Here is a 26,761-nt window from a genome sequence, read left to right as displayed (position 1 = left end):
GCGACGTCTTCGACGCCCCGACCGTGGCCGCCCTGGCCGCGCGGATCGACACGGCCCGCCCGGCGACGGCCATCGCCCGCGGCGAGGGCACCGAGATGTCGGCCGCCCAGCGGCGCCTGTGGTTCCTGTCCCGCCTCGACGGCCCGAACGCGACGTACAACCTGCCCCTGGCCCTCGATCTGGCCGGCCCGCTCGACGCCGGCGCGCTGCGCGCCGCCCTCAACGACCTGGTGGCCCGGCACGAGCCGCTGCGCACCGTCTTCGCCGACCGGGCGGGCGACCCGCATCCGGTGGTGCGCGACGCGGAGCTGGAGCTGCGGACGGGCGGCTCGATCGCCGAGGCCGTGCGGGAACCGTTCGACATCGCCACCGAGATCCCGATCCGGGCCCACCTCCTCGCCGAGGGCACCGACAAGCACGTGCTGCTGCTCGTCGTGCACCACATCGCCGGGGACGAGTGGTCGCTCACGCCGATGCTCGACGACCTGGCCACCGCCTACGCGGCGCGGGTGAACGGCGAGGCGCCGGGCTGGGCGCCGCTGCCGGTGCGCTACGCCGACTACGCCGCCTGGCACAACGGACTCGACCTGAGCGGGCACCTGGCGTACTGGCGCACCGCCCTCGAAGGCGCGCCGGAAAGCCTGCGCCTGCCCACCGACCGGCCCCGCCCCGCCCGCGCGAGCGAGGCCGGCGCGACCGTGACCTTCTCCGTCGACCCGGCCGTGCGCGACCTGGCCCGCCGGCACGGCGTCACGCTCTTCATGACGCTCCAGGCCGCCGTGGCCGCGCTGCTCAGCCGCCTCGGGGCGGGCGACGACATCCCGCTCGGCACCCCGGTGGCGGGCCGCGGCGACGACGCGCTCGAACGGCTCGTCGGCTTCTTCGTCAACACCGTCGTCCTGCGCACGGACGTGAGCGGCAACCCCTCCTTCGCCGATCTGCTCCAGCGGGTCCGGGAGGCCGACCTGGCCGCGCTGGCCCATCAGGATCTGCCCTTCGAGCGCCTGGTGGAGGAGCTCAACCCGGCGCGGTCGCTCGCCCACCACCCGCTGTTCCAGGTGATGGTCTCCTACCAGGCGGCGCTGCCCGAGGTCGCCGGCTTCCCCTGCCTGACCGTGTCGCCGCGCCTGGTCGACACCGGCACGGCCAAGTTCGACCTCACCTTCGACGTCGCCGAGCGTCCCGGCGGGCTGACCGGCACCCTCGAATACCGCAGCGACCTGTTCGACCCGGCCACTGCCTCGGCGCTCGCCGGCCGCTTCACCCGGCTGCTCACCGCCGTCACGGCGGAGCCGGACCGCCCCATCGGCGACCTCGACCTGCTCACCGACGGCGAGCGCGAGGCGGCCACGTCCCGCTGGCAGGGGGTACGCCGTGAGGTCGCCCCGCGCACCCTGGCGCGGCTGTTCGCCGACCAGGTCGCCGAGCGGCCGGACGCCGTGGCGGTCGAGGACGGCGACCGCGCCCTGACCTACCGCGAGCTGAACGCGCTCGCCAACGGACTGGCCCACCGCCTGCTCGCCGCCGGCGCGCGCCCCGAGCGGGTCGTCGCCGTGCGCCTGCCGCGCTCCGCCGACCTGATCGTGGCCCTGCTCGCCGTGGCCAAGACCGGCGCCGCGTATCTGCCGCTGGACGTGCACCACCCGGCCGACCGGATCGCCCACCAGCTCGCCGACGCGGCCCCGGTCCACGTGGTCGGACCGGACGACCTCGCCGGCCTCACCGGCGACGACGCCGATCCGGGCGTGTCCCTCGACCCGGACCACGCGGCGTACGTCATCTACACCTCGGGCTCGACCGGCCGCCCCAAGGGCGTCGTCGTCCCGCACACCGGCCTCGCCGGGCTGGTGGCCTCGGTGCGCGAGGTCTTCGGCGCCGGCCCCGGCACGCGGGCCGCCCAGTTCGTGTCCCCGGCCGTGGACGTGGCCCTCAGCGAGCTGGCCGCCTCGGTGCTCTCCGGCGGCACGCTCGTCGTGGTGCCCGAGGACGCCCGCCTCGGCGCCGGCCTCGGCGACTTCATCGCGGCCCGGCGCCTCACCCATGTGGATCTGCCGCCGGCGCTGCTCGCGGCCCTGCCCACCAGCGCGATCCCGGCCGGTGTCACCGTCACCGTCGGCGGCGAGGCCATCTCCGCCGACGAGGTGCGCCGCTGGCGCGCGGGCCGCACCCTCATCAACGCGTACGGGCCCACCGAGGCCACCGTCACCGCGACCACCTGGGTGGCGGACGACGGGCCGGTCCTCATCGGACACCCCGACCTCAACCGCACCGCCCACGTGCTCGACGCGCGCCTGCGCCCGGTTCTGCCCGGCGTCCCCGGCGAGCTCTACCTCGGCGGCGACGGCCTCGCCCGCGGCTATCTCGGCCGCCCGGCGCTGACCGCCGAACGGTTCGTCGCCGACCCGTACGGCGCTCCGGGAAGCCGCCTCTACCGCACGGGCGACCTCGTGCGCCGCACCGGCGACGGAGCGCTGGAGTTCCTCGGCCGCACCGACGACCAGGTCCAGATCCGTGGCTTCCGGGTGGAGCCCGCCGAGATCGAGGCGGTCCTCGCCGCCCATCCGGGTGTCGCGCAGGTGGCCGTGGTCGCGCGCGAGGGCCGTCTCGTCGCGTACGCCGTCGCGCGCGCCACCGCCGACGAGCTGCGCGACCACGCCGCCGCGGTGCTCCCCGGGCCGCTGGTGCCCGCCGTCGTGGTGCTCGGCGCGCTGCCGCTCACCGCGAGCGGCAAGGTGGACAAGCAGGCGCTGCCCTCGGTCGCTGCGGAGACCACCTCGGAGCCGCCCGCCGGTCCGGTCGAGACGACGCTGGCCGGCATCGTCGCCGGGCTCCTCGGCCTGGAGCCGGCGACGATCGGCCGGCACGACGGGTTCTTCGCGCTCGGCGGCGACAGCATCCTCTCCATCCAGCTCGTGTCCCGGGCCCGCGCGGCGGGCCTGAGAATCGCGCCGCGGCAGGTGTTCGAGCACCAGAGCGTCGCCGAGCTCGCGCGGGTCGCCGAGGCCGTCGAGACCGGGCCCACGGCCCAGCCCGGGACCGGCCGTGTTCCCGAGACGCCGATCGTCGCCTGGCTGCGCGAGCTGGACGCGCCCGTGGACCGCTACTCGCAGGCGCTGCTCGTGCGCACCCCGGCCGGCGCGGACGTCCCCGCCGTCGTTCGCGCGGCTCTGGCCCCGCACGACCTGCTGCGCGCCCGCCTCGTCACTGCCGGTGAGCGCTGGGCGTTCTCGGTTCCCGAGAGCCCGCTCGACCTGGCCGTCCGCGTCGTCGACGCCCGTGGCCGAGACCTGACCGCGCTCGTCGCCGCCGAGCGCGAGGCCGCCGCCGACCGGCTCGACCCGGCCGGCGGCGTGATGGTGCAGGCCGTCTGGCTCGACCGGGGTGAGGAGCCCGGGCGGCTGCTGCTCGTCGCGCACCACCTCGTGGCGGACGGCGTCTCGTGGCGCATCCTCGGCGAGGACCTGGCCGCCGCGGCCCGCGGTGAGCACCCCGTCGCCGCCGGCACTTCGTTCCGGGCCTGGGCGCTCGGCCTGCAGGACGCCGTCGCCGGGCAGGACGACTCGCTGTGGCGCGCCATGCTGGACGGCCCGGTGACCCGACTCGGCGGCCGCCCGCTGGACCCCACCCGCGACACCGCCGGGACGCTGCGCGAGATCACCGTCACCGTGGACGCGTCCATCACGGCGCCGCTGCTCACCACGGTTGCCGAGACCTTCCGCGCCGGCGTGCAGGACGTGCTGCTGGCCGGCCTGGCGCTCGCGCTTTCCCGGCGCACCGGCACGGGCGCCGAGCCGCTGATCGGGCTGGAGGGCCACGGCCGCGAGGAGCAGATCGTCCCCGGCGCCGACCTCGTCCGCACGGTCGGCTGGTTCACGAGCGAATATCCGGTGCGGCTGCCCGCCGCCACCGGCGGGCCGGCGGCCGTGGTGCGCGGCGTCAAGGAACGCCTGCGCGCGATCCCGGACGGTGGCGTCGGCTACGGGCTGCTCCGCTACCTCGGCGCGTTCCTCCCACCGGCCGAGCCCGAGGTGCTCTTCAACTACCTCGGCCGGTTCGGGAGCGCGGAGTCGGCCGACTGGGCACCCGCGCCCGAGCTGCCCGCCGCGCACGCCGTCGCCGAGGCGGCCATGCCGGTCCGGCACCGACTCGCGGTCAACGTGCTCGCCGAGGACACCGTGGACGGCCCGGTTCTGCGCGCCTCGTTCGGCTTCCCGGCCGGGGCGATCGGCGAGGAGGACGTACGGCGGATCGCCGACGACTGGCTGGCCGCTCTCGTCGCCGTCCGCGCGGCCGCCAACGAGCCCGGTGCCGGTGCGCTCACCCCTGCCGACGTACCCCTGGCCGGTGTCACCGCCCACGACCTCGAGCGCTGGCCGGACGCGGTCGACGTGCTGCCGCTCTCGCCCCTGCAGGAGGGCCTGTACTTCCTCGCCGGGCTCGACGACGAGACCGACGTCTACACCGTCCAGCAGGTCTTCGAGCTGACCGGGCCGGTCGACGCCGACCGGCTGCGCGACGCGGCGGCGCGGCTGCTCGACCGCTACCCCAACCTGCGCGGGGCCTTCGACCGCACCGAGAACGGCCGGCCGGTGCAGGTCGTCCCCGGCGCGGCCGAGGTGCCGTTCGAGGTCGTCGAGACCGGCGACCTGGCCGCGCTGCTGGAGACCGAGCGGGCCCGGCGCTTCGATCTGGCCACCCCGCCGCTGCTGCGCTTCGTGCTCGCCCGTGCCGGTGAGAACGACCACCGGCTCGTCCTCACCCAGCATCACCTGCTCATGGACGGCTGGTCGGGCCCGCTCGCGATGCGCGACCTGTTCGCCTTCTACGCGGGCACCGCCGGGCCCGCGCCGCGGCCGTACCGCGACTATCTCGCATGGCTGGCGCGGCGGGACACCGCCGCCACCGAGGCGGCCTGGCAGGACGCGCTGCGGGGCCTCGCGGAGCCGACCCTGGTGGCGCCGGGCGCGCCGTCGGTCACGGCGCTGCCCGAGGTCGCCGAGATCGTGCTGGACGAGGGGGAGACCGCCCGCCTCACCGCGGCCGCGCGCACCCACGGGCTGACGCTCAACACCGTCGTGCAGGGCGCGTGGGCGCTGCTGCTCGCCGAGGTCACCGGGCACACCGACGTGGTCTTCGGCGCCACCGTCTCGGGGCGGCCCGCCGAGCTGGCGGGCGTCGAGGACATGGTCGGCCTGTTCATCAACACCGTGCCGGTGCGCGTGCGGCTGCGGCCGTCGGAGACCTGGCCGCAGCTGCTGGGCCGGCTCCAGGCCGAGCAGGCCGCCCTGCTGGACCACCAGCACGCGAGCCTCGCCGAGATCCAGCGCCGGGCGGGGATGGGCGACCTCTTCGACACGCTGACCGTCTTCGAGAGCTACCCCACGGGCACGGCGGTGCCGGACGCCGGGGATCTGCGCATCGGTGGCGGCATCCCGGTCGACGCCACGCACTACCCGCTGAGCCTAATCGTCGTGCCGCAGAGCCGTTTGCGGCTGCGCTTGGAGCACCGGCCCGACCTCTACGGCGCCGAGGCCGCCCACGGCCTGCTGAGCCGGTTCCGCGAGCTGCTGGACGCGTTCGTGACGGCGCCCGCGACGACGATGGCGGCGCTGCCCGTGCCCGGCCGGCGGGCCGAGACGACCCTCGACGTCCCGCCGACCCTGCTGCTCGACGAGCTCGGCGCGCGGGTGCGGGAGATGCCGGGAGCCGTCGCTCTGCGTTTCGGCGATGTCGCCTTGTCCTACGCGCAGTTGCAGGCGCGCGTGGAGCGTTTGGCCCGGGTGCTGATCGCACGTGGTGCCGGTCCGGAGAGGGTAGTGGCGGTGTTGCTGCCGCGCACCGAGGACGCGATCGTGGCGTGGCTGGCCGCACTCATGGCGGGTGGCATCTACCTGCCGATCGACGTGGACTATCCGCGCGAGCGCATCGACTACCTGCTGGCGGACGCCGCTCCCGCGGTGATCGTGACGCCCGAGTTGCTGGCCGAGGCGGCGGCTCACCCGAGCGCCGACGCGATCCCCGGCGGCGTTGCCGTGGCGGACCTGCCCACCATCACCCCGCGGACTGCCGCCTACCTGATCTACACCTCCGGCTCGACCGGGCGTCCCAAGGGCGTCGTGGTGGAGCACGGCAGCCTGGCGAACCTGTTCCACCACCACCGTGCGCGGCTGATCGAGCCGATGAACAGGCCCGTTCGTGCCGCGCTGAGCGCCGCATTGGTCTTCGACACCTCGTGGGAGGGGCTGCTCTGGCTCGTCGCCGGGCACGAGCTGCACCTGCTCGACGACGAGACCCGCCGCGACCCCGAGCTGTTCGCCCGCTACGTCGACGCGCACGGCATCGACTTCCTCGACGTGACACCCTCGCTCGCCGGTCCGCTGGTCGCCGCCGGCCTGCTCGCCGAGGGCCGCCACCACCCCGCGATGGTCGCGCTCGGAGGCGAGGCCGCCGACCCGCGCATCTGGGCCGCCCTGCGGGAGGCGCCCGGCACCGCCGGCATCAACCTCTACGGCCCCACCGAGTGCACTGTGGACACCCTGATGGCGGACGTGGCGGAGAGCGCGGCGCCGTCGGTCGGCCGTCCGATCGGCAACACCCGGGCGTACGTCCTCGACGACTGGCTGCGGCCCGCCGAGACCGGCGAGCTCTACCTGTCCGGAGCCCAGCTCGGCCGCGGCTACCTGGACCGGCCGGGCCTCACGGCCACCCGCTTCGTCGCCGACCCGTGGGCGCCGGGGGAGCGGATGTACCGCACCGGCGACGTCGTCCGGTGGACCCCGGACGGGCGGCTCGACTACGTGGGCCGCGCCGACGACCAGGTCAAGATCCGTGGCTTCCGGGTCGAGCCGGGCGAGGTCGCCGCGCTGCTGGCCGAACACCCCTCGGTGTCCCAGGCGGCGGCGGTCGCGATCGAGGGCCGCCTCGTCGCGTACGTCGTGGGCGACGCCGGCGGCGTGCGGGAGTGGGCCGCCGAGCGCATGCCCGACCACCTGGTCCCGGCGGCCGTCGTCGAGCTGGACGCCCTGCCCGTGACGGTGGCCGGCAAGGTGGACAAGCGCGCGCTGCCGGTGCCGGACTTCGGCGCGCTGGCCGGCTCGGACACCCCGCGCACCCCGGCCGAGGAGATCCTCTGCGGCCTCTTCGCCGAGGTGCTCGGCCTCGCGAGCGTCGGCGTGCACGACGACTTCTTCGCGCTCGGCGGGCATTCGCTGACGGTCACCGCGCTCGCCGCCCGCGTCCGCGCGGTCTTCGGCGTGCCGCTCGCGGTGCGCACGGTCTTCGACGCGCCCACCGTGGCCGCGCTCGCCGCGCACCTGGAACGGGGCGCCGCGCAGCCCGAGACGCCGGAGCTCGCGGTCGCCGAGCGGCCCGACCCGCTGCCGGTCTCGCCCGCGCAGCACCGGCTCTGGCTGCACCATCAGCTCAACGGGCCGAGCCCCACCTACAACGTGGCGTTCACCATGCGGCTGGACGGGCGGCTCGACGCGCCCGCACTGCGCGCCGCCCTGGACGACGTGCTCGCCCGCCACGAGAGCCTGCGCACGGTCTTCCCCGCCGTCGAGGGCCGGCCCGTGCAGCGCGTCCTGCCCTCGGCCCGGCCCGGCTGGGAGCAGGCCGAGTGCGCCGAGGACGAGCTGCCCGCGCGGCTCGCGGAGGCGGCGGGGCACGGCTTCGACCTGGGCGCCGAGCTCCTCGTACGCCCGCACCTGTTCGTCCTCGGCCCGGACCGGCACGTGCTGATGCTCCTGCTGCACCACATCGTCACCGACGAGTGGTCCGAGGGACGTCTCGTCGCCGACCTCGGCACCGCCTACGCGGCCCGCACCCGCGGCGCCGCGCCCACCTGGTCACCCCTGCCGGTGCAGTACGCCGACTACGCGCTCTGGCAGCACGAGCTCCTGGGCCTGGTGCAGGACCGCCAGCTAGCCTTCTGGCGCGACGCGCTCGCGGGCATCCCGGCCGAGCTGGAGCTGCCCGCCGACCGGCCGCGCCCCGCGGTCGCCTCCCACCGCGGCGGCATCGTCGAGTTCGAGATCCCCGCGGAGGCGCACCGCCGCCTGCGCGAGCTGGCCCGCCGCGCCGGCGCGACGCCGTTCATGGTGGTGCAGGCCGGGCTCGCCGCGCTGCTCAGCCGCCTCGGCGCGGGCGCCGACATCCCGCTCGGCAGCCCGGTCGCCGGCCGCGCCGACCAGCGCCTCGACGAGCTCGCCGGGTTCTTCGTCAACACGCTGGTGCTGCGCGCCGACGTGAGCGGCGACCCGGCCTTCGCCGAGCTGCTGCACCGGGTGCGCGCCGCCGACCTGGCCGCCTTCGGCAACGCCGACGTGCCGTTCGAGCGGGTCGTCGAGGCCGTCAACCCGGAGCGGTCGCTGGGCCGCAACCCGCTCTTCCAGGTGATGGTCGCCTTCCAGCACGTGCCCGCGGAGGCGCCCGGCCTGCCGGGGCTGACCACCACACCCCTGCCGGTGGACACCGGCGTCGCCCAGTTCGACCTCGGCGTCGTGGTCACCGAGCGGCACGGCGTGGACGGCCTCCAGGGCATCGTCGAATACAGCGCCGACCTCTTCGACCGGGACACCGCGGCCACCCTCGCCGCGCGGCTGGCCCGGCTGCTCGCCGACGCGGTCGCCGCGCCGCAGCGCCGGGTGTCCGACCTGGACATCCTCACCCCCGGCGAGCGCGAGGCCCTCGAGACGGGCTGGCAGGGCGCGCGGGTCCCCACCCCGGAGGCGACGCTGCCGGAGCTGTTCGCCGTTCAGGCGCGGCGCCACCCGGACCGGGTCGCCATCGAGGACGGCCCGATCCGCCTGACGTACGCCGAGCTCGACCGGCGCACCAACCGGCTGGCGCGGCGGCTCGCCGAGCGCGGCGCCGGCCCGGACCGGATCGTCATGGTGCTGCTGCCCCGCTCGGCCGACCTGTTCGCCGCCGAGCTGGCGGTGTCCAAGGCGGGCGGCGCCTACCTGCCGGTCGACCCGTCCTATCCGGCCGAGCGCGTCGCGGCGCTCGCCGAGGACGCCACGCCGGTGCTGGTCATCGCCGCCCCGGGCACCACGACCGTGCCGCCCGGCGTGCCCGTCGTGCACCCGGGCGACCTGGCCGCCGACGACACTGAGGTGACCCGCGCCGACCTGCGGCCCGCCCACGCGGCGTACGTCATCTACACCTCCGGCTCGACCGGCAGGCCCAAGGGTGTCGTCGTGCCGCACGCCGGCCTCGCCGACCTCAGCGAGACCTTCGCCGAGCTGTGGCGGGTGGACGAGGGCAGCCGCATCGCCCAGTTCGCCTCGCCGAGCTTCGACGTCACCGTGGCCGAGCTCGCCGTGTCGCTGCTGCGCGGCGCGACCCTCGTCATCACGCCCGAGGAGGACCGGCTCGGCGCGCCGTTCGCCGAGTTCTGCCACCGCGAGCGCATCACCAACTTCGCGCTGCCGCCGGCCGCGCTCGGTGCCCTGCCCGAGGGCTCGTTGCCGGCCGGGCTGACCGTGGTCACCGGCGCCGACCGCTGCCCGCCCGAGCTGGTGCGGCGCTGGACGGCCACCCATCGCATGCTCAACGCGTACGGGCCGACCGAGGCGACCGTGAACTCCACCTACTGGGAGTGCGCCCCGGACGGGCCGGTGCTGATCGGGCGCCCGGACCGCAACAAGAGCGCGTACGTGCTCGACGCGGCCCTGAAGCCCGTGCCGCCGGGCGTTCCCGGCGAGCTCTACCTGGCCGGTGCCGGCCTGGCCCGCGGCTACCTCGGCCGGCCCGCGCTGACCGCGTCCCGCTTCGTGGCCGACCCGTTCGGCGCGCCCGGCGCCGCCATGTACCGCACGGGCGACCTGGTCCGCCGGGCCCGCGACGGGCAGCTCGAGTTCCTCGGCCGCGCCGACGACCAGGTGAAGATCCGCGGCTTCCGCATCGAGCCCGGCGAGGTCGCCTCGGTCCTGGTCGAGCATCCTTGCGTGCGGTACGCCGTCGTGGTCGCCCGCGAGGGCCGGCTCCTCGGCTACGTGGAGGGTGACGCCTCGCCGGTCGCCGAGGACCTGCGGGCCTGGCTCGCGCGGCGGCTGCCCGACTACCTGGTGCCGGCCGCGATCGTCGTGCTCGACAGCCTGCCGCGGACGGCCGCCGGGAAGATCGACCGCACGCGCCTGCCCGAGCCGGTCCTCGAGCGCAGCGCCGAACGCCCCGTCACCGTGATCCAGGAACTGCTCGCCTCGCTCTTCGCCGAGGTGCTCGGCCTGGACGAGGCCGGTGTCGACGAGGGCTTCTTCGCGCTCGGCGGCGACAGCATCGTGGCCCTGCAACTGGTGGCCCGCGCCCGGGCCGCCGGGCTCGAGCTCTCCGCCCGGCAGGTCTTCGAGCACCAGAGCGTTGCCGCGCTGGCCGAGGTGGCGGGCTCCTTCGAGGGCGCCCGCGAGCCGGCCGCGGTGGCGGTCGGCGAGGTGCCGCTCACCCCGATCATGGCGTGGCTGCGGTCGCAGGACGCGCCCCTCGACACGTTCAGCCAGTCGCTGCTGCTGCGGGTCCCGGCCGCGCTGAGCGGACCGGCGCTGTCGGCGGCGCTCCAGGCGGTGCTCGACCGGCACGACGCGCTGCGCGCCCGGTGGACCGGCGACGGCCTGGTGGTGCCTCCGCCCGGCTCGGTGACAGCCGAGGTACGCGTCGCCGAACGCGGCCTGCGCGAGGAGCACGAAGCGGCGATCCGGCGACTCCGGCCCGCCGAGGGGCGGATGGTCGAGGCGGTCTGGTTCCCCGCCGAGGCGCGCCTGCTGCTGGTCGCGCACCACCTCGTCGTGGACGGCGTGTCGTGGCGAATCCTGGTCGAGGACCTGGCGACCGCCGCCGACGGCGAGACCCTGACCCGATCCGGTACGTCGGTGCGCGGCTGGGCCCGCGGACTGGCGGCCGCGGCGCGCGACCGGGCACCCGAGCTGTCCTACTGGCTCGGCGTGGTGGACGCGCCGACGGCGGCCATCGGCACCCGGCCGGTCGGCCCGGGCGACACCGTGGGCTCGCTGCGGCACCACAGCCTGCGGCTGAGCGCCGCGGAGACCTCGCCGTTGCTGACCGCCGTGCCCGAGGCCTACCACGCGGGCGTGCAGGACGTGCTGCTGACCGGGCTGGCGCTCGCCGTGCGGCAATGGCGGCCGGGGACGGCCCAGCACGGTGTGCTGCTGCGCCTGGAAGGGCACGGGCGCGAGGAGCAACTGGTGCCGGGCAGCGACCTGACGCGCACGGTGGGCTGGTTCACCACGGAGTTCCCGGTGCGCCTCGACCCGGGCGGTTCCGATGCGGCGGCGGCCCTGAAGCGGGTGAAGGAGCAGCTGCGGGCGGTGCCGGACAGCGGTGCGGGATACGGCCTGCTGCGCTACCTCAACGCGGACACCGCGGCGCGGCTCGATCGCCCGGCGCCCGAGATCCTGTTCAACTACCTGGGCCGCCTCGCGTCCTCCGCCGCCACCTCTTCGTCGCCGTCCGCCGCTGAGACCTTCGACGGCGCGGCCGGTGGTGTGGCGGCCTTGGACGGCGCGCACGACTGGGTCGCGGCGGCCGAGAACGACGCGCTCGGCGACGGGCTCGACCCCTCGTTCCCGGCCGGGCAAGCCCTGGAGATCAACGCAGCCACGGCCGACCTGCCCACCGGCCCCGAGCTGTCCATCCGGCTCTCCTATGTGGACGGAATCCTCACCGAGGCGGACGTGACCGCCCTCGGCGAGCTCTGGCTGGCCGCCCTGGAGAGCCTGCGCGCCGCCGCCCGGACCGGCGGCGGGCACACCCCATCCGACCTCCTGGTCTCCCTCAGCCAGGACGAGATCGACGAATTCGAGGACGAGTGGAGGCTTCTGTGACGACCCCGGGCGGACTGCAGGACATCCTGCCGCTGTCGCCGCTGCAGGAGGGCCTCTACTTCCTGTCCACCTACGCGGCCGACGGACCGGACGTCTACGTCGTCCAGCAGGTGCTCACCCTGGACGGCGCACTGGACACGGCCCGGCTCCGCGCCGCCGCCCAGGCCGTCCAGGACCGGCACGCCAACCTGCGCGCCGCCTTCCGGCCCCGCAAGGCCGGCCAGCCGGTGCAGCTGATCCCGGCGGCCCTGCCGGTCGACTTCACCGTCGTCGACCTGAGCGACCGGCCCGCGGGCGACGCCCGCACCGACCCCAGCGCCCCGGTTGCGGATGCCAGCCTGGGTGGCCGTGTTGCGGATGCCGGCCTCGGCGGGCGCGTTCCGGACGTCGATGAGGTGACCGAGGCGGAGCGGCGGCGGCCGTTCGACCTGGCGCGGCCGCCGCTGCTGCGCTGGACGCTGATCCGGCTCGGCGACGAGCGGCACCGGCTCGTGCTGACCGCGCACCACATTCTGCTCGACGGCTGGTCCGCGCCGCTGCTCGTGCGTGACCTGCTGACCATCTACGCGGGTGCCGAGCCGCCCGCCGCCCGCCCGTACAAGGACTATCTCGCCTGGGTGGCGCGGCAGGACCGGGACGCCGCCGAGCGCGCGTGGCGGAGCGCCCTGTCCGGAGTCGAGGAGGCGACGCTGATCGCGCCCGGCGCCGAGCGGGCCGCCGCCGAGCCCGAGGCGATCGAGCGACAGGTGGACGTCGTCCGCGTCGCCGAGGTGGCGCGCGAGCGTGGGCTCACCCTGAATACGGTTATGCAGGGCGCCTACGCCCTCGTGCTGGCCGAATTCACCGGTCGCGACGACCTTGTCTTCGGGGCGACCGTCAGCGGCCGCCCGGGCGGGCTCGCCGGTGTGGAGAACATGGTCGGCCTGTTCATCAACACCGTGCCCGTTCGCATTCGCCCGCGCCCGGCCGACACCTGGGCCGGATACCTCGCGCGCGTGCAGGCGGAGCAGGCGGCGTTGCTCGACCACCAGCACATCGGGCTCGCCACCATCCAGCGGCAGACGGGCGTCGGGGCGCTCTTCGACACCCTGCTCGTCTTCGAGAGCTACCCGCTCGACGAAGAGGGGCTGCGGACGCTCCAGGACGCGGCCGGCCTGCGCCTCGCCGCCGTCACGGGCACCGACGCCACGCACTACCCGCTGACGCTGACCGTGGTGCCGGGCCCCAAGGAGATCGCCCTCGGCGCCGAGTATCGCCCGGACGTCGTCTCCCGCTCCGCGGCCGAGCGCGTGCTCGACCGCCTCGCCGACTTGCTGGCCGCCTTCGCCGCGGAACCGGACGGTCGCCTCGCCGCCATCAAGCCCGCCGGCGAGCTCGTCACGATGAATACTTCTATGCAGGTGCCGCCGGCCCTGTTGCTCGACGTATTCGACGCGCAGGTGCGGAAGACCCCCGACGCCGTCGCTCTGCGCTTCGGCGGCGCGGCGCTGTCCTACGCGGAGTTGCACGCTCGGGTGGACCGCCTGGCCCGGCTGCTGGTGGCTCGTGGTGCCGGCCCGGAGAAGGTGGTGGCGGTCCTGGTGCCCCGCACCGAGGACGCGGTGGTGGCGTGGCTGGCCGCCCTGCGGTCAGGTGGCATCTATCTGCCGATCGACGTGGACTATCCGCGCGAGCGCATCGACTACCTGCTCGCGGACGCCGCCCCTGCGGTGATCGTGACGCCACAGGTGCTCGCCGAGGCGACTACTCACCCGAATGCCGACACGAACCCGGCCGGCGTCGCCGTGGCGAGCCTGCCGGTCATCACCCCGCAGAACGGTGCCTACCTCATCTACACGTCGGGCTCGACCGGGCGCCCGAAGGGCGTCGTCGTGGAGCACGCCAGCCTGGCGAACCTGTTCCACCACCATCGCCTGCGGCTGATCGAGCCGATGAATAAGCCTATTCGTGCCGCGCTGAGCGCTGCATTGGTCTTCGACACCTCGTGGGAGGGGCTGCTCTGGCTCGTCGCCGGGCATGAGCTGCACCTGCTCGATGACGAGACCCGGCGTGACGCCGACCTGTTCGTCGACTACGTGCGCCGGCACCGGATCGACGCGCTCGATGTGGCGCCCTCGCTCGGGCAGGAGCTGGTCCACGCGGGCCTGCTGAGCGGGGAGCACGCGCCCGCGCTGGTGATGCTCGGCGGTGAGGCGGCCGGTCCGGCGCTGTGGAGCGCCCTGCGGGAGGCGCCTCGCACGATCGGCGTCAACCTCTACGGGCCGACCGAATGCACCGTGGACACGCTCATGGCGCACGTGCCGGACAGCGCGGCGCCTCTGGTGGGGCGCCCGATCGGCAACACTCGGGCGTACGTGCTGGACGGCTGGTTGCGTCCGGTCGCGCCGGGTGTGGCGGGTGAGCTCTATCTGGCGGGCGCTCAGCTCGGGCGCGGCTACAAGGACCGCGCGGGACTGACGGCCACCCGGTTCGTGGCCGACCCGTGGGCGCCGGGGGAGCGGATGTACCGCACCGGCGACGTGGTCCGCTGGACCGGGGACGACCGGCTGGAGTTCGTGGGCCGCGCCGACGACCAGGTCAAGATCCGTGGCTTCCGCGTGGAGCCGGGCGAGGTCGCCGCCGTGCTCGCCGAGCACCCCGCGGTCGCCCAGGCCGTGGTCGTGCCCCGCGACGGCCGCCTGGTCGCCTACATCGTGGGCTCGGCGGGGGAGTCGCCGGGCCAGGTCCCCGAAGGGCTGCGGGAGTGGGCGGCCGGGCGGCTGCCCGGCCACCTGCTGCCCGCGGCGTTCGTGGGGCTTGACCGGCTTCCGGTCACGGTGGCCGGCAAGGTGGACAAGCGTGCGCTGCCCGCGCCGGACTTCGGGGTGCTCGCCGGTGGGGAAGCGCCGCGCACCCCGGCCGAGGAGACGCTTGCCAAGCTCTTCGCCGAGGTGCTCGGGCTGCCGGCGGTCGGTGTCGAGGACAGCTTCTTCACGCTCGGCGGCGACAGCATCGTCTCGCTCCAGCTCGTCGCCCGTGCCCGCACGGCCGGGCTGCGCATCACGCCACGGCAGATCTTCGAGCTGCGTACGGTTGCCGCGCTCGCCGCCGTCGCGGCGCCCGCCGAGGCGCCGCGCGCCGTGGCAGCCGAAGCCGCGCTCGGCGAGGTGCCGCTCACGCCGATGCTCGCCTGGCTGCGCGACAACGGGCCGGCCACGCGGTACAGCCAGTCCATGGTGCTGCGGGCGCCCGCGGGGCTGACCGCCGCGCGACTGGAGGCCGTCGTGCAGGCCCTGCTCGACCGGCACGACCTGTTGCGGGCCCGTTGGAACCAGGCGACCGGCCTGACCGTGCCGCCGCCCGGCTCGCTCGCCGCCGCCACCGTCATCGGCGCGGACCGGCTGCGGCCCGAGGAGGGTGTGCCGTTGCGCGTGACGTGGACGCCGGGCCAGGTCGAGATCGTCGTGCACCACACGGTCGTCGACGGTGTCTCGTGGCGGATCCTGCTGGCCGACATCGCCGGCGCGTGGGCCGACGTGCTCGCCGGGCGGCCGATCGCGCTGCCGCCGGTCGGCACCTCGTTCCGCGAGTGGGCCCGCGGCCTGGCGCCGGACGACGCCGAGCTGCCCTACTGGCGTTCGGTGCTGGATGTCTCGGAGCCCGTGCTCGGGGCACGCCCCGTGGACCCGGCCCGGGACACTGTCGCCACCGCGCGCACCGTCACCGTCGAGCTGGACGCCTCGCTCATCGAGCCGATCCCGGCGGCCTTCCACACCGGCGTCACCGAGGTGCTGCTCGCCGGGCTCGCCGTCGCGATGGGCGGGCGGGACGTGCTGGTCGAGCTGGAGGGGCACGGCCGCGACACCACCGAGGCCGACCTGTCCCGCACGGTCGGCTGGTTCACCACCGAATTCCCGGTGCGTCTGAGCCCGGGCGGCACCGATCCGGCGGCCGCGCTCAAACGTGTCAAGGAGCAGCTGCGGGCCGTGCCCGGCAACGGCGCCGGGTACGGCCTGCTGCGCCCCCGGCTGACCGGGCTGCCCGAGCCGCAGATCCTCGTCAACTACCTCGGCCGGTTCACCGCCGGCGGCGGGTCCGGCGACGAGGACTGGGCGCCGCTCGGCGGGCTGGACGGCGACGCCGACCCGGAGATGCCGCTGCGCCGGGCGCTGGAGATCAACGCGTCCATCGTGGACGGCCGGCTCACCGCGGCGCTGACGTACCCGGACGGCGTGCTCACGGAAGACGAGGTACGGCGCCTGGGCGATGCGTGGTTCGGCGCGCTCGTCTCGCTCGCGGGCGCGCGGGGCGGTCGTACCGCGTCCGATCTGCTGCTCCCCGGCGTACAGCAGGAGGAGATCGACGCCCTGGAGCGGCGCCCCGAGGGGCTGGAGGACATCTGGCCGCTGTCGCCGCTGCAGGAAGGACTCGTCTTCCTCGCCGCGCTCGCCGACACGGTGGATCCCTATGTGGTGCAACAGGTTCTCGACCTGTCGGGACCGCTTGATCCGGGCCGGATGCGGGCCGCGGGGCAGGCGCTGCTCGACCGTCATCCCGCCCTGCGCGCGTCCTTCGCCGCCGGGCCGGACGGGCAGCTCCGTCAGGTCGTCGCCGCCCGTGCCGAGCTGCCGTGGGCCGAGCTGGCGCTGAGCGAGCGGGAGTTCGAGGACTTCGCGGCCGAGGACCGGGCGCGCCCGTTCGACCTGGCGCAGGCGCCGTTGCTGCGATTGACACTGGTACGGCTGGAGGACGGCCGCCACCGCCTGGTGCTCACCAACCACCACGTGCTGCTCGACGGCTGGTCCACGCCGCTCGCGGTCCGGGAGCTCTTCGACCTGTACGCCGGTCGTACGCTCCCCGCGCCGCGCCCGTACCGCGATTATCTGCGTTGGCTCACGGCAACCGACCGGGCCGCCGCCGAGACCGCCTGGCGTGCCTCGCTGGACGGCCTCGACCAGCCCACGCTCGTCGCGCCCGGTGCGGGCGCGGTCCTCGGCGCGCGGCCCGGCAAGCTCGAACGCGACCTGCCGCGCGAAGTTACCGACCGGCTGACCGCCCTCGCCCGGCAGCGGCAGGTCACCCTCAACACCGTCGTGCAGGCCGCCTGGGCCGTGCTTCTGGTGCAGCTGACCGGCCGCACCGACGTGGTGTTCGGCACGACCGTCTCGGGCCGCCCGGCGCAGGTGGCCGGCGTCGACGAGATGATCGGCTTCTTCATCAACACCCTGCCCGTACGGGTGCCGCTCGATCCCCGGGAAAGCTGGGCCGCCCTGCTCGACCGGCTCCAAAGCGGACAGTCCGCATTGCTGGAGCACCAACACCTTCCGCTGACCGACGTGCAGCGCCTCGCCGGCCTCGGCGAGCTGTTCGACACGCTCACCATCTTCGAGAGCTACCCGCTCGACACCGACGGGCTGCACGACGCCACCGGCTCGGCCGGCCTGCGCATGACCGACGTGACGGGCGACGACGCGCCGCACTACCCGCTCACCCTCGCCGTCGCGCCGGGGGAGCGGCTCCGGCTGGGCCTCGCCTACCGCTCGGACGTGTTCACCGACGCCGCCGCCTCCGAGATCCTCGACCGGTACGGCGCGCTGCTCGCGGACCTGGCCGCCGAACCCGGAAAGCCGGTCGGCCGCGCCCTGCCCGAGCGCGCGGCCGTCGAGCCCGTGGCCGTACCGGACACGACGCTGCCGCGGCTGTTCGCCGACGCCGTCCGCGCCACGCCGGACGAGGTCGCGGTCGTCTTCGAGGGCGACCAGCTCACCTACGCCGAGCTCGACGCCCGCGTGGCCGCGCTGGCCGGCCGTCTGCGCGAGCGCGGCGCCGGCCCGGAGACCGTCGTGGCCCTCGCGCTGCCCCGGTCGCTCGACCTGGTCGTGGCCTTGCACGCCGTGCACCGCGCCGGCGCGGCGTACCTGCCGATCGACCCCACGCATCCCCGCGAGCGTAACGAGCTCCTGCTCGCCGACTCCGGCGCGACCCTCCTGCTGACGCCCGAGAACGTCACGGAGACCGGCGAGCCGGTGCGGGAAACGCCTGCCCTGCACGGCGCTTGCGCCGCGTACGTCATCTACACCTCCGGCTCAACCGGCCGGCCCAAGGGCGCCACGATCTCGCACCGGTCGATCGTCAACCGGCTCCTCTGGATGCGAGACCGCTACCGGCTGCGGCCGGGCGAGCGCGTGCTCCAGAAGACCCCTGCCGGCTTCGACGTGTCGGTCTGGGAGTTCTTCTGGCCCCTGCTCACCGGCGCCACCCTCGTCGTGGCCCGGCCGGACGGGCACCGCGACCCCGCCTACCTCGCCGACGTGATGGCCCGCAACGAGGTCACGACGGTCCACTTCGTACCGTCGATGCTTCGCGCCTTCCTCGCCGACTCCCCGCGGGTGCCGTCGCTGCGCCGGGTCGTCTGCAGCGGCGAGGCCCTGCCCGGCGACCTCGCCCGCCGCTTCGGCCAGGTGCTGCCCGGCGTCGAGCTGCACAACTTGTACGGCCCCACGGAAGCGGCCGTCGACGTCACCCACCACCCGGTCGACACGTCGGCGGACGGTCCCGTGCCGATCGGCCGGCCCGTCTGGAACACCGAGATCCACGTGCTCGACCCGTGGATGCGCCCCGTGCCGCCGGGCGTGACCGGCGAGCTCTACCTCGGCGGCGTCCAGCTGGCCCGCGGCTACCTCGGCCGCCCCGCCCTGACCGCCCAGCGCTTCGTCGCGAACCCGTTCGGCGACCCCGGATCGCGGCTGTACCGCACCGGCGACCTCGCCCGCTTCACCGAGTCGGGCGACCTCGACTACGCCGGCCGCACCGACGACCAGGTGAAGATCCGTGGCCTGCGCGTCGAGCCCGGCGAGATCGAGGCCGCCCTGACGGCGCTTCCCGGCGTCACCGCCGCCGCCGTGGTCGCCCGCGACGACGGCCCCGCGCGGCGCCTGGTCGCGTACGTCGTCGGCGAGCCCCCCGCGGACCTGCCCGCCGCCCTGGCCGCCACGCTGCCCGAGCACCTGGTGCCGGCTGCCTTCGTGCGCCTGCCGGAACTGCCCCTCAGCCCCAACGGCAAGCTCGACCGGCGCCGCCTCCCGGCCCCCGACTTCGCCTCCCACACGGGCGGCGACGAGCCCCGTACGCCCACGGAGGAGGTCTTCGCCGCCCTGGTCGCCGGAGTGCTCGGCCTCGACCGCGTGGGCGTCCGCGACAGCTTCTTCACCCTCGGCGGCGACAGCATCCTCGCGCTGCAACTGACCGCCCGGGCCCGAGCCGCCGGCTGGCGCCTGGCGGCCCGAGACGTCTTCGCCCGCCCCACCGTCGAAGGCATGGCGTCGGTCGCAGCACCCCTCGAATTGTCGGCCGCCAATCCGGCGGACGCCTTCGGCGACGTCCCGCCGACCCCGTTCATGCGAGGGCTGGACGACCCCGCCGACCCGCGCCTCACCCAGTCGATGGTGGTCCGCGTGCCGGCCGGCCTGACCCCGGCGGCCCTGACCGAACGGCTCCAGAAGCTGATCGACCACCACGACATGCTGCGCGCCCGCTGGACCGGCACCGCGCTGCACGTCCCGCCGCCCGGCACCGTCGCCTTCGCCCTGGACCAGGGCCTGGCGCCCGCCGAGGGCCGCATGGTCAGCGCCTCGATGCCGGACGGCGACCGGCTCCGAATCACCGTCCACCACCTGGCGGTGGACGCCGTCTCGTGGCCGATCCTGCTCGCCGACCTGGCGAGCGAAGGCCCGCTGCCGCCGGTGGGCACGTCGTTCCGCTCCTGGGCGCTGGCCCTGGAAGCGGCGACCCGCGACGAGGAGCGCGCCCACTGGGAGTCGGTCTTCACCGGGCCGCCCGCCTACCTGACCGACGTCGAGCTGGACCCCGCCACCGACACGCTGGGCACGCTCGACCAGGTCACCGCCCGAGTCCCCGCGGGCCGCCTGACCACCGCGATCCCGGCCGCCTACCGAGCCGACGTGCAGGACGTCCTCCTGGCCACCCTCACCACGGCCGCCGGCCGCGACGTGCTGGTCGAGCTGGAGGGCCACGGCCGCGAGGAGCGCCTACTCCCGGGGGCCGATCTGTCCCGCACGGTCGGCTGGTTCACCACGGCCCATCCGGTACGCCTGAGCGCGCCCGACTCCGAGCCGGCAGCGGCTCTGAAGCGCGTCAAGGAGCAGCTGCGTGCCGCCCCCGACCGCGGCCTCGGCTACGGCCTCCAGCGCCGCACCGACCCGAGACCGCCGATCCTGTTCAACTACTTGGGCCGGGCCGAGCAGAGCAACACGGAGCCGTCGCCCTGGCAGCCGGTGGAAGGTTTGCGCGGCGACGCGAGCGACCACCTGCCCGCCCGCCACGTGCTCAGCGTCGAGGCCACCGTCGAGGGCGACGAGATTGTGCTTTCGGTGGCCTTCCCGCGCCGCGCCATGCCGGAGAAGTCGGTGCGCGCCTTGCTCACCGCCTGGAGCACCGCCCTGGCGTCGCTGAACGAGGCGCCCGGCGACGGCGGGCTCACGCCGTCCGACGTGCTGGCCCGGGTCGACCAGGAGGCGCTGGACGAGCTCGCCACGCGCTGTCCCGGCCTGACCGACGTGCTGCCGTTGACGCCTCTGCAGGAGGGTTTGTTCTACCTGCACGCCCTCGACGGCGCCGGCGACGTCTACACCGTGCAGCAGCAGCTCGACCTCGACGGCCCGCTGGACGCCGCACGCCTGCACCGAGCCGCCCAGTCGCTGCTGGACCGCCACCCGAACTTGCGAGCCGCTTTCACCACCACCGCCAACGGCGCCCCGGTCCAGGTCATCCCCGCCCATGTGGAGGTGCCCTGGCGAGAAACCGCAGCCGCAATCCCATCCGAAGCCGACCACCTAGCCGATGCAGAACGGAATGCTCCGTTCGTGGTTGACGGGGACGGGCGGGTCGGGGTCTTTGACCTTGGGACGGCGCCGCTTGTCAAGTTCCTGTTGATCCGGGTGGGGGACGGGCGGCATCGGCTTGTCATCACCCAGCATCACGTCATCGTGGATGGGTGGTCGGGGCCGCTTATCGCGCGGGAACTGCTCTCGGCCTACTCGGGGCGCGTGCCGGCGGTGGGGCGGGCCTATCGGGACTTCCTTGCGTGGCTTCAGCAGGCCGACGCGGAAGCGGCGCGGGAAGCCTGGCGTGCGGCGCTGGCCGGTGTCACCGAGCCGACCCTGGTGGCACCGGGGACGGTGGGGCGGTCGGCGCGGCTGCCGGGTGAGGTGATCGGGCAGCTGCCGTCGAGCTTCGTCGACTTCGCGCGGGAGCAGGGCGTCACGCCCAACACGCTCGTGCAGGCGCTGTGGGCCGTGCTGCTCGGGCGGCTGACCGGGCGCGACGACGTCGTCTTCGGGGCCACCGTCTCGGGGCGGCCACCGGAGCTCGCCGGAGCCGACGAGACGATCGGGCTCTTCATCAACACCGTTCCGGTGCGGGCGCGCCTGCTTCCGGGGGAGAGCTGGCAGGCGTTCCTCGGCAGGCTCCAGCAGGAGCAGGCGGGGCTGCTGGCCCACCAGCACCTCGGGCTCGCGCCGATCCAGCAGCTGGCGGGTGTGGGGGAGCTCTTCGACACGCTGGTGGTGTTCGAGAGCTACCCGGTGGACGACGACCGGCTCGACGAAAGCCAGCGGGACGCGGGCCTGAAGCTGGCCGGGGTGATCGGGCGGGACGCGACGCACTACCCGCTGACGCTGGCCGCCGCTGTGGATGAGGGCGAAGGGCTGCACCTGGCCCTCGAGTACCGGCCGGACGTGTTCGACGCGCAGACGGCGCGGCTGCTGCTCGACCGGCTGGTGGCGCTCGCGGCGGAGGCCGTCGCGAACCCGGGCCAGGCGGTGGACCGAGCCGACGCGCTGACCGCCGAGGAGCGGCGGCGGGTGCTGACCGAGTGGAACGGCGCGGCCCTGCCCGTGACGCCGCGGACGCTTCCGGGACTCGTGCGAGACTGGGCTCGAAAGACCCCGGACGCGACGGCTCTCGTGGTCGGCGAGCGGCGCTGGACGTACGCCTCGCTGATGGCCGATGTGGACAGTCTGGCCGCCACGCTGGTCGACGCGGGTGCGGGACCCGGCCGGATCGTGGCGCTGCTGCTGCCTCGCGGAGAGCACATCGTTCCGGCGATTTTCGGGGCCATGGCGTCGGGAGCCGCCTACCTGCCGATCGACCCGGAGTATCCGCCCGCCCGGATCGCGGCGATGCTCGACGACGCCCGGCCCGTGACCACGCTGGCGGTACGGTCCACGAGCGGGCTGCTACCCGGCGGCGCGCCGCGGCTGGTGCTGGACGGACCGTACGAGCAAGGAACCGGTACGCCGCAGGAGATCACACCGGACCACCCCGCGTACGTCATCTACACCTCCGGGTCGACCGGGCGGCCCAAGGGCGTGCTGGTGCCGCACCGGACCGTGGCGAACCTGCTGGCGAGCCACACGGCGCGGATCCTCGGGCCGGCCGCCGCCCAGCGTGGCCGGGCGCTGCGGGTGGCGCACAACTGGTCGTTCGCGTTCGACGCCTCCTGGCAGCCGCTGCTCGCGCTGCTCGGCGGCAACGAGCTGCACCTGGTCACCGACGAGCCGCGCCGCGACCCGCAACTGCTCGCGGAACTGTTGCGGGACAACGGGATCGACATGATCGAGGTGGCGCCGTCGCACCTGGACCAGCTGCTCGCGGCCGGGTTCGACGCCGGTGGGCTGGCCGTGCTCGGCGTCGGCGGCGAGGCCGTGCCGGATCAGCTCTGGACCGCGATGGCCGCGCTGCCGCAGACCGAGTCCTACAACTTCTACGGCCCGACGGAGTGCACAGTGGACACCATCGTGCAGCGGGTCAAGGAGGTGCCGCGCGCGCTCATCGGGCGGCCGGTCGCCAACACCACGCTGTACGTGCTCGACGGCCGGTTGCGGCCGGTGCCGCCGGGCGTCGCGGGTGAGCTCTACATCGGCGGGGCGCAGCTCGCGCTCGGCTACCTGCACCAGCCGGGCCTCAGCTCGGCGCGCTTCGTGGCCGATCCGTTCGCCGCGGCGCCGGGCAGCCGCATGTACCGCACGGGCGACGTGGTGCGCTGGACCGCCGACGGGCGCATCGACTACCTGGGCCGCTCCGACGACCAGGTGAAGATTCGCGGCTACCGGATCGAGCTGGGCGAGGTCGCCACGGTGCTGTCGCAGCATCCGTCGGTGACGCAGGCTGTCGTGGTCGCCGACGCGGGCAGGCTCATCGCGTACGTCGTCGGTGGCTCCGCCGACCTGAGGGCGTGGGCGTCGGAACGGCTTCCCGCCTACCTCGTGCCGGCGGCCGTCGTCGAGCTGGACGCGTTGCCGCTGACGGTCAACGGCAAGCTCGACCGGGCCGCGCTGCCGCGGGTGGAGTACGTGTCCGCGACCCGTGAGCCACAGGGCGAGCAGGAGGAACGGCTGGCCGCGCTCTTCACCGAGGTGCTCGGGGTGCCCGTCGGCGCGGAGGACAGCTTCTTCGACCTGGGCGGCGACAGCATCGCGGCGATGCGGCTCACCAGCCTCGCCCGCGCGCACGGCGTACCGCTGCGCCTGTCCGATCTGGTGGCGCTCAAGACGGTCGCCGCCCTCGCGGAGGTGGCCGCATGAGCCCCGCCGTGCTGCTGCGCTGGGCCGTCCGCGACTCCGCCAAGGGGCTGACCGCCTCGTGGATCGGCGGCCTCGGCTACCAGGCCGGGCTGATCCTGCTGCCCTGGTGCCTCGGCCGCGCCCTCGACCAGGGCATCACGCCGGGCGACCGCTCGCCGCTGCTTTACTGGGCCGCGGCCACCCTGCTCGTCTCGGTGGCGCTGACCGGCGCTGAGTTCGCGATGCGGTGGTGGGCAACGCTCGCGGGGGTACGGACAGGCAACCGGCTGCTGCTGCGGCTGGCGGAACGGGTGCTCGGCTGGGACGCCGTGACCGCGCACAGGTTCTCGGCCGGCGACCTCGTCACCCGGGGCACCCGTGACGTCGAGCAGATCACCATCTGGCTGTCCACGGTGCCCTCGCTCGCGAGCGGCATGCTGGGCTTCCTCGCGGTGCTCGTCGTGGTGGCCACCCTCGACCCGATGCTGGCGATCGTCGGCCTCAGCACGGTGCCGCTGCTGATCGCGGTGAACCTGTGGTATCCCAAGCGCTACGAGGGCGCCAACGCGGCTCTCTCGGCGGCGCACGGCGCACGCGCGGACGCCGTGGAGGACCTTCTCTCGGCCAGTACGGCGGTGCGCGGCCTCGGCGGCGAACAGGTGCTCATCGAGCGCCACCACGAGGTCAGTGCGACGGTCCGCGACCGCACCCTGGCGCTGGCTCGGATCGCCGCAGGCTGGGCTGCGAACGCGCCGTTCGTGCCGTGGCTGGCGACCGCGATCGGCGTGGCCTTCGGCGGCCTGGCGGTGCTGGACGGCAGCTTCTCGGTCGGCGGCCTGGTCTCCTTCGCCAGCTGGATGACGCTGCTCGGCCGCCAGGTGATGATGCTGACGTTCCGCTTCGGCCAGCTCGGCGACGCGTGGACCGCCGCCGGCCGCATCGAAACGGTCCTGACGGCCACACCGGAGATGCCGGAACGCGGAGCAGACAGCCTGGCGGCCGGTGGTTTGCTGACCGCTGAGGGCGTCACCGTCGCGCTCGACGGGCGGGAGCCGTTGCGGCTGCCCGATCTGGCCGTGCGCGAAGGCGAGTTCGTCGCCGTGGTCGGGCCGGTCGGCACCGGCAAGACGACGCTGTTGCGCCTGCTGGCCCGGCTCGCCGATCCGGCGACGGGCGTCATCCGGTACGGCGGAACGGATCTGCGCGACGCGGCGATCGGCGACGTGCGCGACGCCATCACGATCGTCGGCCAGCGCCCGCTGCTGCTGTCCGGCACCATCGCCGAGAACCTGCGCCTCGGCCGCGCCCACCTCACCGACGAGCAGCTGCGCGAAGCCTGCCGTGTCGCCGGGATCCTCGAGCACATCGAGTCGCTGCCGGAGGGCTTCGCGACCGTGGTCGGCGAGCGCGGCAGCACCGTCTCGGGCGGCCAGCTCCAGCGCCTCGCCCTCGCGCGGGGCCTGCTGCGGGGCGCGAAGGTGCTGCTGCTCGACGACGTCACCTCGGCCGTCGACGCGCGCACCGAGCGGCGCATCCTCGACGGCCTCCGCGAGCTCGGCGTGACCATCGTCTTCGCCACCTCGCGTACGGCCGTGAAGGACCTCGCCGACCGGGTCATCGACCTCGGCGTGCACGACGGAGAGCTGGTGTCCCATGGCTGACGTCCGCCTGCTGACCGAGGAGCCCGACCAGCGGCACGTGCTCCGCCGGGCCTGGCCGCACCTGCGGGAGCACCGGCGCGCGATGGTCGCCGCCATCGCCGTCAACCTGCTCTCCACGCTGTCGCTCACCCTCGTACCGGTGATGATCGGCCGGGCGGTCGACGAGCTGCTGGACGGCGACCGCACCGGCCTGCTCGTCACGGCCGGGGTCGTGCTCGGGCTGGTCGTCGTGCGCACGGTGCTGCTGCGCTGGTCGGAGCTGCTGCTCACCCGGGTCGGCGAGAAGGTGGTGCACAGCCTGCGCGACCTCGTGGTGGAGCGGCTCGGCACCACCTCGCTGCGCTTCCTCGAGGCCCATCGCGGCGGCGACCTGCTCCAGCGGGCCACTGTCGAGATCGCGGAGCTGGCCACCTTCGTCCGGAGTCAGCTGCCCGACCTGATCTCGCTCGGCGGCTACCTGCTGTTCAGCGTGATCGTGCTGCTCGCGTCGTCGTGGCAGCTGTTCGGGTTGCTGGTGCTCGTCTTCGGCCCGCCGATGTGGTGGATCAGCCGGCGCTTCCGGCGGGCCGCGCAGGCCGCCTATCCGGCCGAGGCCGCCGCGCAGGCGACGCTCGCCGCGACGTTCTCGGAAAGCCTGCTGGCCCGCGAGCAGCTTCAGATCGACGGCGCGACCAGCACCTGGCTCGACCGCCTGCGGCAGGACGCCGACGGCTACCTCCGGACGGCGCGCGCGGCGCAGCGCGGTGCCACGTGGATCGACGCGACGTGGATCGTGCAGGGCCTCACGAGCGCGGCGCTGCTGGTCGCCGGCGGCATCCTGGCGAACGAGGGCGTGGTCACGGTCGGCGTGGTGGTCACGTTCGTCCTGGCGAGCCGCGACCTGTTCAGCTCGATCGACGACTTCACGCTGGTCGCGGGCGAGATGCTGGAGTCACGCGTGGGCCTGGCCCGCCTGCTCGACCTGCTCGACGCGACATCGTCACCCCACGCCCCGCAAAATCCCGAAAAATCGGGCACGAGTGGAGGTACCGCGGGTACCGGCCTGTCCGCCGATGCCGTGACCTACAGCTACCGCCCCGGTGAGCCCGTTCTGCACGGGGTCAGCGTGCACTTCGCGGCCGGGGAGCACGCCGGGATCGTCGGTGAGACCGGGTCCGGCAAGACCACGCTCGCCAAGCTGCTCTGTGGGCTCTACCTGCCCGATGCGGGCGCGGTGCGGCTCGGTGGGGCCGACCTGTCCGGGCTGGGCGCGGCCGAGGTGCGGCGGCGGCTCGTGCTCATCCCGCAGCAGGTGCACATGATCGCCGGGACGTTCGCCGACAACCTCGCGCTCACGCCGGGGCGGCCCGGGCCGCAGGAGTTCGCGCGGGCCGCCGAGCGGCTGGGGCTCACCGGCTGGGTCGCCGGGCTGCCGGGCGGCTTCGACGCGGAGCTGGGCCGGCGCGGTGAGCGGTTCTCGGCCGGGGAGCGGCAGCTCGTCGGCCTGCTGCGGGCCGCGATGACCGAGCCCGAGGTGCTGATCCTCGACGAGGCCACCGCCGACCTCGACCCGGCCACCGCGCACCGCATCGAGGAGGCCCTGGCCCGGCTGCGGCGCAACCGCACCGTCCTGGTCATCGCCCACCGCCCGTCCACCATCGACCGTCTTCCCCGCGTCGTGCGCCTGCACGCCGGGCGGCTCACGTCCCCGGAGGGCTGA

4 protein-coding genes (1 of these 4 cut by a window edge) are annotated in these 26,761 nt (G+C 74.8%); all 4 read left to right on the top strand.

Going from position 1 to position 26,761, the window contains the following annotated elements; all coding sequences use genetic code 11:
• Tightly spaced (each overlapping or abutting the next), the 4 genes in view from Ade02nite_RS16595 to Ade02nite_RS16580 form a layout consistent with a single transcriptional unit that may run on beyond the window.
• A protein-coding gene (locus Ade02nite_RS16595) for a non-ribosomal peptide synthetase (RefSeq protein WP_203763362.1) crosses the window boundary here: on the top strand, positions 1–11,840 show its 3' portion. Its footprint begins 2,890 nt before the window's first position; the window shows 11,840 of its 14,730 coding nt (coding positions 2,891–14,730); its start codon lies beyond the left edge, outside the window; it ends in the stop codon at positions 11,838–11,840.
• Positions 11,837–23,422 (top strand): non-ribosomal peptide synthetase, encoded by an 11,586-nt coding sequence (locus Ade02nite_RS16590; RefSeq protein WP_203763359.1) that lies wholly within the window; start codon positions 11,837–11,839, stop codon positions 23,420–23,422. Before Ade02nite_RS16595 ends, Ade02nite_RS16590 begins: the two co-directional genes overlap by 4 nt.
• On the top strand, positions 23,419–25,062 hold the full coding sequence (locus tag Ade02nite_RS16585) for an ABC transporter ATP-binding protein (RefSeq protein WP_203763356.1): 1,644 nt from the start codon (positions 23,419–23,421) through the stop codon (positions 25,060–25,062). Before Ade02nite_RS16590 ends, Ade02nite_RS16585 begins: the two co-directional genes overlap by 4 nt.
• Complete coding sequence (locus tag Ade02nite_RS16580; RefSeq protein ID WP_203763354.1) at positions 25,055–26,761, top strand: ABC transporter ATP-binding protein; 1,707 nt, start codon at positions 25,055–25,057, stop codon at positions 26,759–26,761. Before Ade02nite_RS16585 ends, Ade02nite_RS16580 begins: the two co-directional genes overlap by 8 nt.

Origin of the sequence: Paractinoplanes deccanensis, from assembly GCF_016862115.1 — a bacterium.
GTDB lineage: Bacteria > Actinomycetota > Actinomycetes > Mycobacteriales > Micromonosporaceae > Actinoplanes > Actinoplanes deccanensis.
This window is presented reverse-complemented; position numbering and strand designations above follow the sequence as displayed.

What these genes read in the sequence shown, in the direction of transcription:
- Ade02nite_RS16585 (WP_203763356.1), top strand. Translation starts at nt 23,419, where the DNA reads ATGAGCCCCGCCGTGCTGCTGCGCTGGGCCGTCCGCGACTCCGCCAAG.
- Ade02nite_RS16580 (WP_203763354.1), top strand. Translation starts at nt 25,055, where the DNA reads ATGGCTGACGTCCGCCTGCTGACCGAGGAGCCCGACCAGCGGCACGTG.